18 protein-coding genes are annotated in these 15307 nt (G+C 38.9%); all 18 read right to left on the reverse strand.

Annotation, left to right across the window (positions count from 1 at the left end; genetic code table 11):
* Positions 1 to 112: 112 nt before the first annotated feature.
* Positions 113 to 337, reverse strand: a complete 225-nt coding sequence (gene atpE, locus FG382_RS05630) for a F0F1 ATP synthase subunit C (protein WP_142537926.1) — start codon at positions 335 to 337, stop codon at positions 113 to 115.
* Positions 338 to 400: 63 nt separating this feature from the next.
* Complete coding sequence (atpB, locus tag FG382_RS05635; RefSeq protein WP_142537927.1) at positions 401 to 1114, reverse strand: F0F1 ATP synthase subunit A; 714 nt, start codon at positions 1112 to 1114, stop codon at positions 401 to 403.
* Between the two features lie 29 nt (positions 1115 to 1143).
* Positions 1144 to 1515, reverse strand: a complete 372-nt coding sequence (locus tag FG382_RS05640) for an ATP synthase subunit I (protein ID WP_142537928.1) — start codon at positions 1513 to 1515, stop codon at positions 1144 to 1146.
* A 6-nt stretch (positions 1516 to 1521) separates the two neighbouring features.
* Entirely contained in the window at positions 1522 to 1740 is a 219-nt protein-coding gene (locus FG382_RS05645; protein WP_142537929.1) for an AtpZ/AtpI family protein, read from the reverse strand.
* Positions 1741 to 2031: 291 nt separating this feature from the next.
* Positions 2032 to 2661, reverse strand: a complete 630-nt coding sequence (gene upp, locus FG382_RS05650) for a uracil phosphoribosyltransferase (protein WP_142537930.1) — start codon at positions 2659 to 2661, stop codon at positions 2032 to 2034.
* Between the two features lie 547 nt (positions 2662 to 3208).
* Positions 3209 to 4444, reverse strand: a complete 1236-nt coding sequence (gene glyA / locus FG382_RS05655; protein ID WP_142537931.1) for a serine hydroxymethyltransferase — start codon at positions 4442 to 4444, stop codon at positions 3209 to 3211.
* 21 nt (positions 4445 to 4465) lie between these two features.
* Positions 4466 to 5011, reverse strand: a complete 546-nt coding sequence (locus FG382_RS05660) for a TIGR01440 family protein (protein ID WP_142537932.1) — start codon at positions 5009 to 5011, stop codon at positions 4466 to 4468.
* A 19-nt stretch (positions 5012 to 5030) separates the two neighbouring features.
* On the reverse strand, positions 5031 to 5468 hold the full coding sequence (gene rpiB, locus FG382_RS05665) for a ribose 5-phosphate isomerase B (protein ID WP_142537933.1): 438 nt from the start codon (positions 5466 to 5468) through the stop codon (positions 5031 to 5033).
* A gap of 97 nt (positions 5469 to 5565) precedes the next feature.
* The gene (locus FG382_RS05670) at positions 5566 to 6873 is read right to left on the reverse strand and encodes a methyl-accepting chemotaxis protein (protein ID WP_142537934.1); all 1308 of its coding nucleotides are present in this window, start codon (positions 6871 to 6873) and stop codon (positions 5566 to 5568) included.
* A 1-nt stretch (position 6874) separates the two neighbouring features.
* On the reverse strand, positions 6875 to 7315 hold the full coding sequence (locus tag FG382_RS05675; protein WP_142537935.1) for a low molecular weight protein arginine phosphatase: 441 nt from the start codon (positions 7313 to 7315) through the stop codon (positions 6875 to 6877).
* Between the two features lie 58 nt (positions 7316 to 7373).
* Positions 7374 to 7877: a manganese efflux pump gene (locus FG382_RS05680; RefSeq protein ID WP_142537936.1), complete on the reverse strand. Its 504-nt coding sequence runs from the start codon at positions 7875 to 7877 to the stop codon at positions 7374 to 7376.
* Between the two features lie 717 nt (positions 7878 to 8594).
* The gene (locus FG382_RS05685) at positions 8595 to 9623 is read right to left on the reverse strand and encodes an L-threonylcarbamoyladenylate synthase (protein WP_142537937.1); all 1029 of its coding nucleotides are present in this window, start codon (positions 9621 to 9623) and stop codon (positions 8595 to 8597) included.
* Positions 9624 to 9691: 68 nt separating this feature from the next.
* A complete protein-coding gene (locus FG382_RS05690) occupies positions 9692 to 10225 on the reverse strand; it encodes a stage II sporulation protein R (RefSeq protein WP_170206461.1) in 534 nt (177 codons plus the stop codon).
* Positions 10226 to 10270: 45 nt separating this feature from the next.
* A complete protein-coding gene (gene prmC / locus FG382_RS05695) occupies positions 10271 to 11128 on the reverse strand; it encodes a peptide chain release factor N(5)-glutamine methyltransferase (protein ID WP_308421229.1) in 858 nt (285 codons plus the stop codon).
* The gene (gene prfA / locus FG382_RS05700; RefSeq protein ID WP_142537940.1) at positions 11121 to 12200 is read right to left on the reverse strand and encodes a peptide chain release factor 1; all 1080 of its coding nucleotides are present in this window, start codon (positions 12198 to 12200) and stop codon (positions 11121 to 11123) included. Before prfA ends, prmC begins: the two co-directional genes overlap by 8 nt.
* A gap of 165 nt (positions 12201 to 12365) precedes the next feature.
* Positions 12366 to 12962: a thymidine kinase gene (locus tag FG382_RS05705; RefSeq protein WP_142537941.1), complete on the reverse strand. Its 597-nt coding sequence runs from the start codon at positions 12960 to 12962 to the stop codon at positions 12366 to 12368.
* A gap of 269 nt (positions 12963 to 13231) precedes the next feature.
* Positions 13232 to 13441: a 50S ribosomal protein L31 gene (rpmE, locus tag FG382_RS05710; RefSeq protein WP_142537942.1), complete on the reverse strand. Its 210-nt coding sequence runs from the start codon at positions 13439 to 13441 to the stop codon at positions 13232 to 13234.
* A gap of 350 nt (positions 13442 to 13791) precedes the next feature.
* Positions 13792 to 15075 (reverse strand): transcription termination factor Rho, encoded by a 1284-nt coding sequence (rho, locus tag FG382_RS05715; protein ID WP_142537943.1) that lies wholly within the window; start codon positions 15073 to 15075, stop codon positions 13792 to 13794.
* Positions 15076 to 15307 lie beyond the last annotated feature (232 nt).

Raw genomic sequence — 15307 nt, forward strand, 5'->3', positions numbered from 1 at the left:
GAGAACTTGCTTTTAAAATCTTGCTTTTATCATGTAAATAATTTATTATTGTTTTCTAATTCATAAAGAGAATGGCGGATTGGTTTCCGCCATTATAGACTTGTCTAATATACTATTGGTTTAATACGATGAACGCGATAACTGCAGCGATGATTGGAATCGCCTCAACTAATGCTACCCCGATGAACATAACTGTTTGTAAAGCTCCACGTGCTTCTGGTTGACGAGCGATACCTTCTACTGTTTTTGAAACGATTAGACCGTTACCAATACCTGCACCAAGTGCACCTAAACCGATTGCTATAGCTGCTGCTAAAAGACCAACTGAACCTACCATTGTTTAATTTCCTCCTTGGAATGTTGTTTTGTTTTATTTTTGCTTAAAAATCAAGCAATTATATTAATGGTCCGCCGACACTTTGTGCGACATATATACCATTGTTAACATAACGAAAATGAACGCTTGGATTCCGCCTATGAATAGAGAGAAACCTTGCCATGCCATTGCTGGGATAATTGCACCAACAAAGCCGAAAAAGCCATAACCTGTTGCTAAACCTGCAAGTAGTCCTAATAGAACTTCTCCTGCATAGATGTTACCGTAAAGACGAAGACCGAGTGTCAACGTGTTTGCAAATTCTTCAATAATTTTTAAAGGTAATAGGAATGGTAGTGGCTTTAAGAAGTCTTTCCCATATTCCGACAAGCCCTTCATTTTTATACCATAATAGTGCGTTAATAGAAGAATCATTACTGCTAGTGTCATTGTTACTGTTGGATCTGCTGTTGGAGATTTCCACCAAAGTACTCCATCATACGAGATAGAAAACGGAAGTCCTAGTACGTTCGCTACAGCGATAAACATGATTAATGTAATACCAAGAATATGGAATCGTCCACCAGTTTGCCAATCGAAGTTACTTTTAATAATGCCTTTCACGAAGTCCATAATCCACTCCATGAAATTTTGCATACCAGTTGGCTTAAGTTTCAAGTTTCTTGTCGCTATGTAAGCGATCAAAAATACGATGAGTGTAGTAACAGCAAGCATTAAAATGTTGGACCAGTTACCGTACATCCCGAGAAACTTAAATGTGGGATTTGCATGTTCCACGATTTGTTCACCTCTCTTTCACATACTCATTACTGATTTTTTGAATGAAACATAACTCGTTCTACTAAAAGCAGAACATAGGGAATCATTAAACCAATTACCGTGCTAATAAGATGAATATACTGTGGAAGGGCAAGGGCAATGGCAACAGCTGCAATTCCAGATCCAAAGCGGAATACTGTTCCTAAACCTGCTCGTCCTTTTTCACCAGATAACACTCGATCAAATTTCTCCATTCTACGAGTTAGAATCCAGAAATTATACAAACCAAACAACGAACCTAGTGCTAAGCCTGCAAAAATTGTCGAATATGGGGTGAATCCCCAACCTAGCGCACATACTGCGAGCAAAAAAAATATGTATTTCTTCTGCTTAGTAAAAATACGTTGCATTTCTAGCATTGTTCATTAGTCTCCTGAATTATATTTTCGAATGGTAGTAATAAGCGCTAACACACCAGACATAAGACCTAGTAGTAAGCAAATTATTAAAAAAATTGGAGTAGTTCCATATGTTTTATCTATCCACATTCCTGTGAATATTCCTATTAATATAGAACCTACAAGCTGTGAGAGAATCGCTGAATATAATGCTATCCCTTGTAACGGACGTCTTGCGTGACGCATAAATAGAATCCTCATGTTTTCCTGCATTAAGTAAAAACTGTGAATCTAGTAGAAAGTAGATGTGACAAGGTGTTTCGCGCATGAAACCCCTATCATTGACATCCTTTGTAAGCATACAATAGGGGCAATTTGATGTCAATTGGTAAGAGTGAAAAACTTCACAAATACTTCTTATTTGACATCGGTTTGACAAATTTAAAAGAAATGTGGAAACTACTTGCTTGTCAGCAGACCATTTTTATGGCCAAGCTACTTTCACTACTAGTTTTTCACTTAAATAGGGTAGAGTTTTTATTTTGTTCCGAACAGACGGTCTCCAGCATCACCTAAACCTGGTACGATGTAACCATGGTCATTTAATTTTTCATCAAGTGCAGCTATGTAAATATCTACATCTGGATGAGCTTTTTGTAATGCTTCTACACCTTCTGGAGCTGCGATTAAACACATAAATTTAATGCTCGTTGCGCCGCGGGTTTTAAGAGAATTAACTGCCTCAATTGCAGAACCACCTGTTGCAAGCATCGGATCCACTAAAATGAAATCGCGCTCTGCTACATCTGCTGGAAGCTTCACATAATATTCCACTGGTTGTAATGTTTCTGGGTCTCTGTAAAGGCCGACATGTCCAACTTTTGCTGCTGGGATTAGTTTTAAGATCCCGTCAACCATCCCAATTCCTGCACGTAAAATAGGCACGATTCCTATTTTCTTCCCTGCTAACACTTTTGATTTTGTTGTTTGTACTGGAGTTCTAACTTCTGTTTCTTCTAATGGCAAATCACGTGTGATTTCAAAAGCCATTAGTGTAGCTACTTCATCAACAAGCTCGCGGAATTCTTTCGTTCCCGTTTCGATATTGCGGATATATGTTAGTTTGTGTTGAATAAGGGGGTGATCAAATACAAATACTTTTGGCATATTTTCGTCTCCTTCACGGTTTTATTTAAAATTCTATTAATTATAACAAAAAACGCAGGTAACATACTACTAATAGCATATCTTAATATTGCGTCTATTCACACTGGCGTCATTGGTTTGTAATAAAGTATTTCTTGACCTTAGATCCTAAATATAGCTCGATTAAATGTTGTCTATGATTTCTTCTTTATGCAGAAAAGTTACTAGCTAATCGTCTCTCTTAATCTTACTATTTATGTAGCTTTTCCAAAATGGCAATATTCCAACCTGAATACGGCTAAATGATTAAAGGAATGGAGCAGATGAGAGAGAAATGGGGGCGTAGAGCATGCCGAATTAGCTGGAAGAGATCAGTTGGTCCAGTTTGTCGTACTCAGGGGTAGCTTTCTCGCGTTCGGAGTTAGTTTTGTCATGTTCGCGCTGGATTTGGTCGCCTAGAACCACTTACTGGTAATAGTAAGATGCAAATAATTGGTATTTCCATTTTTTCTCACAAAAAAGCTACCTTTCTATACTAAAAAAGGTAGCCTACTTTCAAATTATTGTATTAATTATACAATGGATATTTATTTGTTAAAGCTGCAACGCGGTCTTTTGCTTCTTGAATTACTTCTGCGTCTTCGTGATTTTTCAATAGTTTTGCGATGATTGCTGCAATTTCCTTCATCTCTTCTTCTTTGAATCCGCGAGAAGTTACTGCTGGTGTTCCTAGACGAACGCCTGAAGTAATGAATGGACTTTGTGTTTCATAAGGAATTGTATTTTTGTTAACAGTGATTCCTACTTCGTCCAGAACGTGTTCAGCAACTTTACCTGTAAGATCAAGTGCAGAAACGTCTACTAGCATTACGTGATTGTCTGTACCACCAGATACGATACGAAGACCTTCTGCTACTAAACTATCTGCTAGTGTCTTAGCGTTTGCGATTACTTGCGCTTGGTATTCTTTGAAGGCAGGTTGTTGTGCTTCTCCAAATGCAACTGCTTTCGCTGCAATCACATGCATTAGTGGACCACCTTGAATTCCAGGGAAGATTGTTTTATCAATTTTCTTCGCGAATTCATCTGTTGTTAGGATTAATCCTCCGCGTGGTCCACGTAATGTTTTATGGGTTGTTGACGTTACAAAATGTGCATGCGGAACTGGATTTGGATGAAGACCTGCAGCAACTAGTCCTGCAATATGAGCCATATCTACAAATAGGTATGCGCCGATTTCATCTGCAATTTCACGGAATTTAGCGAAGTCAATTGTACGTGAGTATGCACTTGCTCCTGCAACGATCATTTTTGGTTTGTGCTCTAATGCAATTACTCGAACTTCTTCGTAATCGATTAGTTCTGTCTCTTTACTTACACCGTACTCGATGAAGTTATATTGAATTCCACTAAAGTTTACAGGGGAACCATGTGTTAAATGCCCACCATGTGATAAATTCATACCTAAAATTGTGTCACCTGGTTGCAAAGCTGTCATGTAAACCGCCATATTCGCTTGTGAACCGGAATGGGGTTGTACATTGGCATGCTCTGCTCCGAAAATTTCTTTCAAACGATCACGAGCAATATTTTCTACTACGTCCACGTGCTCACAGCCACCATAGTAGCGTTTACCTGGGTAGCCTTCTGCATATTTATTAGTCAATACTGAACCTTGTGCTTCCATAACTGCTTCGGATACAAAGTTTTCAGACGCGATTAACTCGATATTGGTTTGTTGACGTTTTTTCTCCGCAAGCATCGCTTCGTATACTGCTGGATCTTGTGCTAAAATTTTCTGCATTTCTCATTTCCTCCTCTAATATCAACCGTAAAATGCACGTTCTCCACCAATTAGTTTCGGACGTGTGTTTGCAATCGTCACGACTGCTCCCCCAATTTGTTTTGTGGACACGCGAATTGGAACAGCTACAGGCTGCAGCTGCATACCAATAAGGGTTTGTCCTATATCAATGCCGGCACGTGCTTGGACCTGCTCGACTACGACTGGGTCTTGGAATTTTGTGTACGCATAAGCAGACATGGAGCCGCCTGCACGAACAACTGGAATAACAGAAACTTCCGGTAATCTATAAAGCTTTTGCGTTTTTCTTTCCATTGTTATAGCGCGATTGATATGCTCGCAGCCTTGAAAAGCTAAATGCACCTTGTTACGCTTTGCAAATGCTTGCAATGGTCCATATAAGATTTCCGCCACTTCTAAACCACCGGCAGTTCCTATTTTTTTCCCTATAATTTCTGAGGTTGAACAGCCGATAACAAAAAGATCATCTTCGTGAAAGTCAATTTGCTGCTCTACTTCCAGCAGAAGCTGTTCTATTTGCTCTTTCCACAAATCTTTTGCTTCCATCTGAAAATCCCCTTCTTCCTCAGTTTTCTAAAGCTGTTATTTTTTCTACGCGGCGCGTATGGCGTCCGCCTTCGAAATCTTGTGCAAGCCAAGTCGCAACGATTTCTCTTGCAAGTCCTGGACCAATTACTCGTTCTCCCATTGCAAGTACGTTGGAGTCATTATGGCATCTTGTTGCCTTTGCCGAAAATACATCATGCACTAACGCACATCTAATACCTTTTACTTTGTTTGCCGCAATCGACATACCAATGCCTGTACCGCAAATTAAAATACCACGATCAAACTCCCCACTTACTACACCTTCTGTTACCGGTATTGCATAGTCAGGATAGTCAACAGAATCGTCACTCGTTGGACCAAAATCTTCATAAGAAAGTCCGAGCTCTTCTAGTTGTTGTATAATTTCCTTGCGAAGATTATTTCCACCATGATCAGAAGAAATTGCAATTTTCAATTTGTTCCCTCTTTTCTGTTTTAGTACTCCACTTCATCATACCATTTATCTGCGAAAAAAAATACAATTCACGCAAAGTGAATTGTATTTAAAGTATCTATTTTGACGAATTTCTGTCAAATTGCGAAATTACCTTGAATAATTCTTCCGATTGTTGCTTTAATCCGAACGATAAGCGGTCAATTTGTTCGATTGATCGTGCTTGTTCATCTGTTGCACTTCTTACTTCTTCTGCTCCTGCAGATGTTTCTTCAGCAATAGCAGCTACCTCTTGAGATTGACGAGCAGTATTTTCGATATTCGTTAATTGTTTTTCTACTAATGAAGAAATTTCGGCCACGGATTCCGCCATATGATGGATTTTATCCGACATTCCTTCTACCGCCTCATTCGTTTCAGAAACACGTTTCGCTTCTCCCACTGCAAAGTTTACTTGATTGGTCATCTGATGAACAACCGTTTGTACATCGGTTTGAATGGCGTTGATTAATGAAGAAATCCCTTGAACAGCTTTGCCGCTCTCATCTGCTAGTTTACGAACTTCCTCTGCCACTACCGCAAAACCTTTTCCATGTTCTCCAGCACGCGCAGCTTCGATCGATGCATTTAATGCAAGTAAATTCGTTTGAGCCGCAATATCACCTACTAGTTGAATAATATTTTCCACTTTCCCGGCATTTACTTCGAGCTGTTTTACATTGACTAAAGCCGCTTCGCTACCAGTAGCAACTTGTTGGATACCATTTACAAGCGATTGAATGACTTCGGTTGTTTGCGCCAATCCTTGAATCATTTCCTTAGACTGTCCGTTTGACTTTTCTGCACGCATATTGACTTCAGAGGCAAGAACTCGAACGTCTTCCACAGACTCCACCGTTTCTTGTACAGCAACAGCCGAATGCTCTGCCCCTTCGGAAATTTGTGCAATCGTTTGTGCAATCGCCTCTGCCTGATCAGCAGCTACAGAGGATTGCTGGGATAATTGTTGCACCGTATTATTCGTTTTCTCAAAGTTATCTTCAATGCTTTGAACCATTTCTCTTAAATTGACAAGCATTGATTGAAAAGCGATTGAAACAGATTGGATTTCATCCTTCGATTTCGGTACTTCCACGTCCACACCAATTTTACCTTCTGATGCCAGTGTTGCTACCTTTTCCAAATTAAATAAAGGTTTAATAATTAGTCCGCTGAAAAAATAGGCTAGTATACCGGACCAAATTATACCTAATGCATACATAGCAATCTCAAACCCAAGCGAATTTGTCGCATTTTCAAAAAGTAAAGGCTGTACAAAATTGATGAACAATGCACTCGTTGTATATGTAACCAACGCTAGAACTGTAACAAATAAAACAATTTTCTTTTGAATTCCAAATGAGTAACGCTTTTTTTCAGTTGTCATCCTAATCCCCCTGGAGTTTTTTCACTAGTCCGTCTGTAAGTGTGTTTAGTTCTTGAAATGTGTACTCATATGTACGTAAATCGCCTCCATAAGGATCGGAAACATCTTGTGCATTTTCAGGTGTCACAAACTCTTTGTACATATACACTTTGGAAATAGCCTGTGGAAATGAATAAATAATCGCTTGCTTATGGGATGCAGTCATTGTTAGAACGAGATCCGCCCAATCCACTAATGCTTCGTTCATTGCAGCGGACTCATGGATAAAAGGTATATTTTCATTCTCTAAGACTTTTTGCCCATTAAGAGACATTTCGCCGCCATCCATCGCATAAATACCTGCGGAACGGACCTGGATATTCCCTATCTCTCGAGCCTTTAAGATTGCTTCTGCCATTGGACTTCGACACGTATTACCTGTACACACAAACAAAATATTCATCGTACTATTTCCTCATCTCTAGTATATAATAATTAGCCACAAATATTGTTGTAAATTGTTAAATATTTCGTAAAATTATAATCCCTAATATTAAAATCCCAACTCCCGCCAGCTTCATTATAAGCCCTCGATTGAGAAAAGCATGCTTAAAAATAACTTTTTGGGCAATAAATACAGCCAAATAAGAAAATATGCCCGAACTTAATATGAAGAGAAACTTTTCTACTTTAAGCATACCAAATGAAATACTTACTGAAAAGGTATCAATGCTCGCAACAACCGCTAGTAAATAAGGTGATAGGAGCGGTGCTTGTTTAGGAGACCTTGCTAAAATCATCTGCAAGCCAACAAGTATCAGCAAAAATGAAGACAAATACGGACTTGCAAATTTCAAGTAATTTTGCACGATTGCTCCCGCGTAGTAGCCGATTAACGGAAAAAGCATATGTAAAGATGCGACCCACGCTGCCAGTGTAAAAATTTGCTTCCGATATAACACGAGTGAAAACAAAATCAGAACATCTACTGACATTAATCCACCCGCTACAATTTCACGCCACAAAAAAATCTCCCCCGTCCTTTTGCATAATTAAATGTATGCAAAAGAATGGAAGAGAATACACCTAGATCATAAAAGCAAAGGGTGTACTTTAAATTTTAAATCTTTTTCTATTGGTTTCTAAGGACTTTGGACAAACATGTTGCTATATCATTACCGAATGATTTCGAGAGAGGCAGTTCGTGACTGGCGTCTGTCCTTCGCCCTTTTGAAGTCATAAAAAAACAGTTTAACCTTTTGGGATAATAAGTGAAAAGCTGCTTTCCAAAATATGTTCAAGTGTCGCAATGACTGCCTGACCCGCATCGTGCGGACCTCCGAAGATGCGATGCAATTTCGGGAGTTCTAGCGCTTTCTATCATGCTTTCCTTACATACTTTTGAAAAGTGAAATGCTAGCAATCTGTTGACACTATATTAAAAATGGATAATTCCTTCTAATTGAAAAGGCCGAAATACAATAGAGAAGTACAGAGCAGCCAAAATTGTATCTTTGGCTGTTTTTCTTCGATAGGAAAGTAATTATTCTTTCGTTCCGAAAAGCTTTAACAATTTGATTACTAGTGCTTTTAAAGAGCGACGGACGAACGACTACCACACGATTATCGAAAAAATGTGAAAGAGATGACTTTGTCGCATCTCTTTCACATCAAGGATTCTCGATAATGGTGTAGAACTCGTTCCGTTCAAAGCTCTCCAAAAGAACCTATACATAAAGTAGTTAACTCTCAAACCAATTCCCATTAGCCGCTTTTTCCAGTCTATTCATAATAGCTGTTCCAACACCCTGCTTCGCAAATATTGGGACTAAGATAATGTGGGCATCTGTTTCATCACAATTTCTTAGCGCTTCGTAAAGTAAGTGAGCAGCATCTTCTAGTTGATGTTCTTGTCCTAATGAAAAATAATAGTCCGCTTTTGTTAGAGTGAACTGTTCAGTTGCTATTAGCGCTACTTTTTTTTCATCCGTATGTATTTGTTCAATCGCCTGTTGTACTTTTGGGACGGAGGCTTCGATTAAATAGACAGGAGCATCAGGCGAATAATGCGCATACTTCATCCCTGGTGCGCGAGGTGCTTCTGCTTCGTCTGTAAGTTTAGACTCATTTACCGGACCTATTACTTTTTCTAGCATTTCTTTCGTTACCCCACCTGGGCGTAAGATCGTTGGTACTTCCGTTGTAAAATCTAATACAGTTGACTCTAATCCAATTCCAGTTGCTCCTCCATCTAATATAAGCGGGATTTTCCCGTTTAGGTCATGATACACATGTGCAGCTTTAGTAGGGCTAGGTTTTCCGCTTTTATTTGCACTTGGTGCAGCGACTGGTTGTTTTAAACGTCTAAGTAATTCTAGCGCTACAGGATGATCCGGCATGCGAATACCAACTGTACTTAATCCAGCTGTCACATTTTTAGCAAGAGAGTCAGCTTTTATAGGTAATACTAGTGTAAGCGGTCCTGGCCAAAATGCATTCATACATATTTTGGCTAGATTCGGAACATTTTTTGTAAATGTGGATAGCTCTTCTTTTGATCCAATATGAACAATAAGTGGATTATCCTGCGGTCTACCTTTTGCTTTGAAAATTTTAGACACAGCATTTTCACTCGTGGCAATAGCACCTAAGCCATAAACAGTTTCAGTTGGAAACGCAACTGTTTCTCCCGTACTTAATAAGTCCACAGCCTGTGTATAACTAAGATCTCTCGTTAAAAAGTTATCCACACTCATTATTTCAGTTTTCATGTCGTATTTTCTCCTTTCCCTCTACTTTGTCCACAATTTGTTGATAACTTTCTGAATTTTGTGGGTAATTATGTGGAAAACTTCTTTTTTAACCATTCCCATACCCAAAATTTCGGCTTTTCTTCTTTTTCTACTTCTTCTTTATAACAAACCTTAGGAAATAGCGAGCACCACCAGTTATCTCCACGTGCATTTCCGATAGATATGACAATTGATTCGACATTTGTTTGGGAAGTAATTCCTTCATTCCAAACTTTCGGTGGAAATAGAGCCATACCTGTGGATAGATGGATTTCTTCATTTAACTTTTCTGATAACTTATCCACAGCTTGCTCTAATTCGCTATATGCTTGTTGCTGATCTAAATTATATTTCAATAAGATTGGTTCAATTATGCTTTTGACCTCTTCTTTTACTTGTTGATCTTGTACTGTATTGCTATTGGCAATTAAGCGAAAGCGTAACCCTTCTGCTTCTTCTCCTTGTTGGAAAAGAAAAAATAAACAAAACTGAATAAGTAGCAACATCCATATAAAGAAAATAACTGCATCTATTTGCCCGCCAAGTTTCGGTGCTTTTTTAATCTCGTAATCTGGTAACATGTAACATTCCTCCCTTAGGAACATTGTTACCAGTAGATTCATAACTTATACATCGATTGTGCAAAAAACAAATCTATTTTTTTGATTAATATCTTTTACAATTTCTACAGTTGCAGTTGGAAAAGCAGTTTGAAGCATACTTTGTACAGCAGGCCCTTGGGCATAACCTATCTCAAAACCTATGAAACTAGGGATTTTCATCATTTGCGGGAGCTGCTCCGCCATTTTTCGATATAATTGCAAGCCATTTTCCTCTGCAAATAAAGCAAGATGTGGCTCATAGTCTAGCACTGTATCCGACATCTCTTTCGCTTCATCATTTCCTATATAAGGAGGATTTGATAAGATGATATCCCATTTTTCATTTGCAATGGGGGCAAGTAAATCGCCCTGCTTGAATTTAACTTCCGCTTCTAGCATTTTTGCATTTTGTTTAGCTACTTCCAATGCTTCAGGTGAAATATCCGTTGCTGTAACGCTTGCGGTAGGCATTTCTTTTTTTATCGTAATGGCAATGGCGCCGCTACCAGTCCCAATATCCGCAACTTTTGGTGCGAATTGTGCGCCGAATAGCTTTTTCGTTCGATTTTTTACTTCTACTATTAACTCTTCTGTTTCAGGTCGAGGTATCAAGACATGTTCATTCACTAGAAAGCTTCGGTCATAAAAAGTTTCTTGCCCAATAATATATTGGAATGGTCGACCCGTTTTATGTTCTTCCACATATGACCAAAAGATTTGAAAATCATCTGCGGATATGTCTTCATATAAGTCTTGCATAAGTTGGGAATAACTTTTTCCTAGGACATGTTGTAGTAGAAAACGAGCAACTCCTTTTTCCCGATTATTCTCCTCTAAAAAAGAAGAAGCCCGGGTAAGGGCCTCATAATTTGTTTTACACATTTGTATCATTCATTCTTTCTAGTTTTTCCGCTTGATCTTCTACGATTAATGCATTAACAATCTCATCCAATTTACCTTCTAAAATTTGGTCAAGTTTTTGAATCGTCAATCCAATACGATGATCCGTCACTCGGTTTTGTGGATAGTTGTATGTGCGAATTCGTTCAGAGCGATCCCCTGTACCTACTGCAGATTTTCGAACTGCATCATATTCCGCTTGCGCTTCTTGTAAGAATTTATCTGCAACACGAGCACGAAGTATTTTCATCGCTTTTTCTCTATTTTTGATTTGGGATTTTTCATCTTGCATCGATACAGTAATACCGGTTGGTAAATGGGTCATACGAACAGCAGACATCGTTGTATTAACCGATTGTCCACCTGCACCTGAAGATGCAAAGGTATCAACTCGTATATCTTTTTCATGAATTTCTACATCTACTTCCTCTACTTCTGGAAGTACTGCAACTGTTGCGGTTGAAGTGTGAATACGACCACCAGACTCTGTTTCTGGGACACGCTGTACTCGATGCGCGCCATTTTCATATTTCATCTTCGAATAGGCATTGTTTCCATTAATCATGAAAATAATCTCTTTAAAACCACCAAGTCCAGTAGGGGAAGAATCCATTACATCAATTTTCCAATTTTGAGTTTCCGCATAGCGACTATACATGCGGAATAGATTACCCGCAAATAGCGCTGCCTCGTCTCCACCTGCTGCTCCGCGAATTTCCATAATAACGTTTTTATCGTCATTCGGATCTTTCGGTATCAACAAAACTCGGAGTCGCTCTTCTAATTCCACGATTTGTGACTCCAGTTCGTTCACTTCTTCTTTTACCATTTCCTTCATATCTGCATCTAACTTATCTTCTAGCATAAGCTTCGCATCCTGAAGCTGACTCTTTACTTCTTTGTATTCGCGATATACATCAACTGTATCTTGTAAATCGGATTGTTCTTTTGAATATTGTCTTAATTTTTTTGTATCATTTACGACATCCGGGTCGCTGAGTAATTCATTTAATTTATCATAACGATCTTCCACCGACTGTAATCGATCAAACATCGACCTCACCTCGTTCGTTTAAGTCTATATCATTCCTATTATAAAGAAAAAACATCGGTTCCGCTACTTTTTCTATCAACGGTTTCTTACAGCTTAGTTGCTGGTTCTAAACACCAGCAATTAAGCTGCAAGAAAAAAGAGCAGCTATAGCTACTCCTGGGATTGTTATTTCTGTAAAGTTGTTGTTCCTACAGGCACTTCATGGTGGTGGCGGCATCTAGGTTCGTACGCTTCTGATGCTCCTACTAGAATAATCGGATCATCTGCACCAGCAGGTTGTCCATTAATAAGCCTTTGCGTTCTACTTGCTTCAGATCCACATACTGCGCAAACAGCGTGGAGTTTCGTTACATCCTCCGCCATACATAAAATAGCAGCCATAGGTCCGAATGGCTTGCCACGAAAATCTTGGTCTAGACCCGCTACAATTACACGATAACCATGATCTGCAAGTTTTGTAACAACATCCACTATTCCTTCATCGAAAAATTGCGTTTCATCTACTGCTATTACGTCGATTTCATCTGAAATATGCTGCCATATTTCCTCGGATCGTTGAATCGGTATTGCAATTGTAGACGTTCCATCGTGACTCACGACCGCCTCTTCACTATACCTATTATCAATCATCGGCTTAAACACGGCAATTTTCTGTTTTGCAAATTGCACACGTCTAATACGACGAATTAGTTCTTCTGATTTACCAGAGAACATACTTCCACATATAACTTCTATCCAGCCCATTTGGGATGTAATAAACATTTAAATACTCCCTTTCAAACAGTCTTTACTCATCATACCGAAAAACAAATTAAAAATCCTGTCTTTTATTTATCGTAAAAATGTGCTTTAGGGAAATCTGTCTCCAAGCACAGCCACTTCATCATTCATCGTTTATGATTTTTTCACTATCTATTTATAACATACAATGCTGTTCATCTACATTTAAAGAAATGTTTTCATTTTTCACTTATGTATCACACAAATAAAAATACCTGTAAAGCACCATGTGCCTTACAGGTATTTTGTTATTAGTTTTCTTCTTTAATACCGTATTTTTTGTTGAAACGATCAACACGGCCATCCGCAGCTGCGAATTTTTGACGTCCAGTATAGAATGGGTGACATTCGTTACAGAACTCGACTTTAATGTCTGATTTAACAGAACCTGTTGTGAATGTGTTACCACATGAACATGTTACTGTTGCTTCTTTGTAATCGGGATGAATTCCTGCTTTCATCTCTATCTCTCCTCTCGCCCTGAACCATCTGGAACAGAGTTGGTTATGAAAACTGATACCTTACACGATCCGATTGATGTCAACCGCATATGTAGCAGAAATGTATGATGTTACGTTACATATAGTATCATCTTTAGCATGCACTTGCAACTATTTTATTTTAGGCTCATTAAAATACAATGTGGATTTCCGTTTCAGGTGGACGCTTTCCGCGGGCGAGGTCGAGCCTCCTTGGTCGCTACGCTTCCTGTGGGGTCTCGACTTTCTCGCTTTTCCCGCCGGAGTCGCCACCTTCTACTTCAATCAATTAAATGAGTTAAGATTAATTATAAATCTAACTCAGTATTAGTTTAAAGCGTTACTTTCCCACTTCGATGTGCTTTCATTTCTTCTGCTAGTTGTTCAAAAAATGCTTCGTTTGTTTTTGTTTGGCGAAGTTTTTTCAAGAAACGCTCTGCAAAATCGGATGAGTCGGAGAATGTTTTGCGGATTGCCCACAATTTATCAAGCTGCTCTTTAGGGATAAGTAGCTCTTCTTTTCTAGTTCCAGATCTACGAATATCGATGGCTGGGAAAATTCTACGTTCTGCGAGGCTTCTATCTAGGTGAAGTTCTAAGTTACCTGTTCCTTTAAATTCCTCATAAATTACTTCATCCATGCGGGAACCTGTATCTACTAAAGCTGTAGCAAGAATCGTTAAGCTACCGCCTTCTTCGATATTACGTGCTGCTCCGAAAAATCGTTTCGGACGATGGAAAGCAGCTGGGTCAATACCACCGGATAATGTACGTCCACTTGGCGGGATTACTAAATTGTATGCACGAGCAAGACGTGTAATTGAATCCATTAGAATGATTACGTCACGCTTATGTTCCACCATACGCATCGCTCTTTCTAAAACTAATTCAGCAACTTTTACATGATTTTCTGGTACTTCATCAAATGTAGAGCTCACGACATCCGCTTTTACAGAACGCTCGATATCGGTTACTTCCTCAGGACGTTCATCTATTAATAGAACAATTAGTTCTGCGTTTGGATGATTAGTCGTAATAGCATTTGCGATTTCTTTTATTAATAATGTTTTCCCTGCTTTTGGAGGAGCAACGATTAATCCACGTTGACCGTATCCAACCGGTGCTACTAAGTCCATTATGCGAGTGGATAGCTTTTCAGGAACGGTTTCTAATTTAATATGACGATCCGGGTATAGTGGTGTAAGCCCAGGGAAATGTACACGTTCTTTCGCGATTTCCGGATCTTCTCCGTTTACTAGTTCTACATGCAATAGACCATAGTAGCGCTCACTTTCCTTTGGAGGACGCACTTTTCCTGTAACTTTATCACCGTTACGCAGATCAAATCTTCTAATTTGAGAAGCAGAAATATAAATATCCTCAGAACTTGGAGAATAGTTAATCGGACGTAAGAATCCGAAACCTTCCTGTTGAATAATTTCTAATACTCCTTCCATAAAGAAGAAGCCTTCTTGTTCCGCACGTGATTTTAATATAGCAAAAATAAGTTCTTTTTTTGTAAGTTTACTATAAGCAGTCACTTTGTATTTACGCGCAAGTGCATAAAGCTCTTTAAGCGTCATGTTTTCTAATTCATTAATTGTCGTTTGTGTCATCGGCAACGCACCACTCTTTATTATATTTTGTTGTGAAGTCTTTTTTCGGATTTAATAGGAATGAAGTTTACCCCGGTTTAACAGGCTGTAATTCCTCTCCCCAACTTTTAAAAGAGAAAAATAGAGGGGAAATAGCCTGTAAATCCCCGATTGGTTCAACTAACCATCAGGTAAGGGTGAAGAAAAACCCCCACTAATGGAAGTTTCACTTTATTATGAGGATACCCGGTTC

Source organism: Psychrobacillus lasiicapitis, assembly GCF_006861795.1.
GTDB classification, from domain to species: Bacteria; Bacillota; Bacilli; order Bacillales_A; family Planococcaceae; genus Psychrobacillus; species Psychrobacillus lasiicapitis.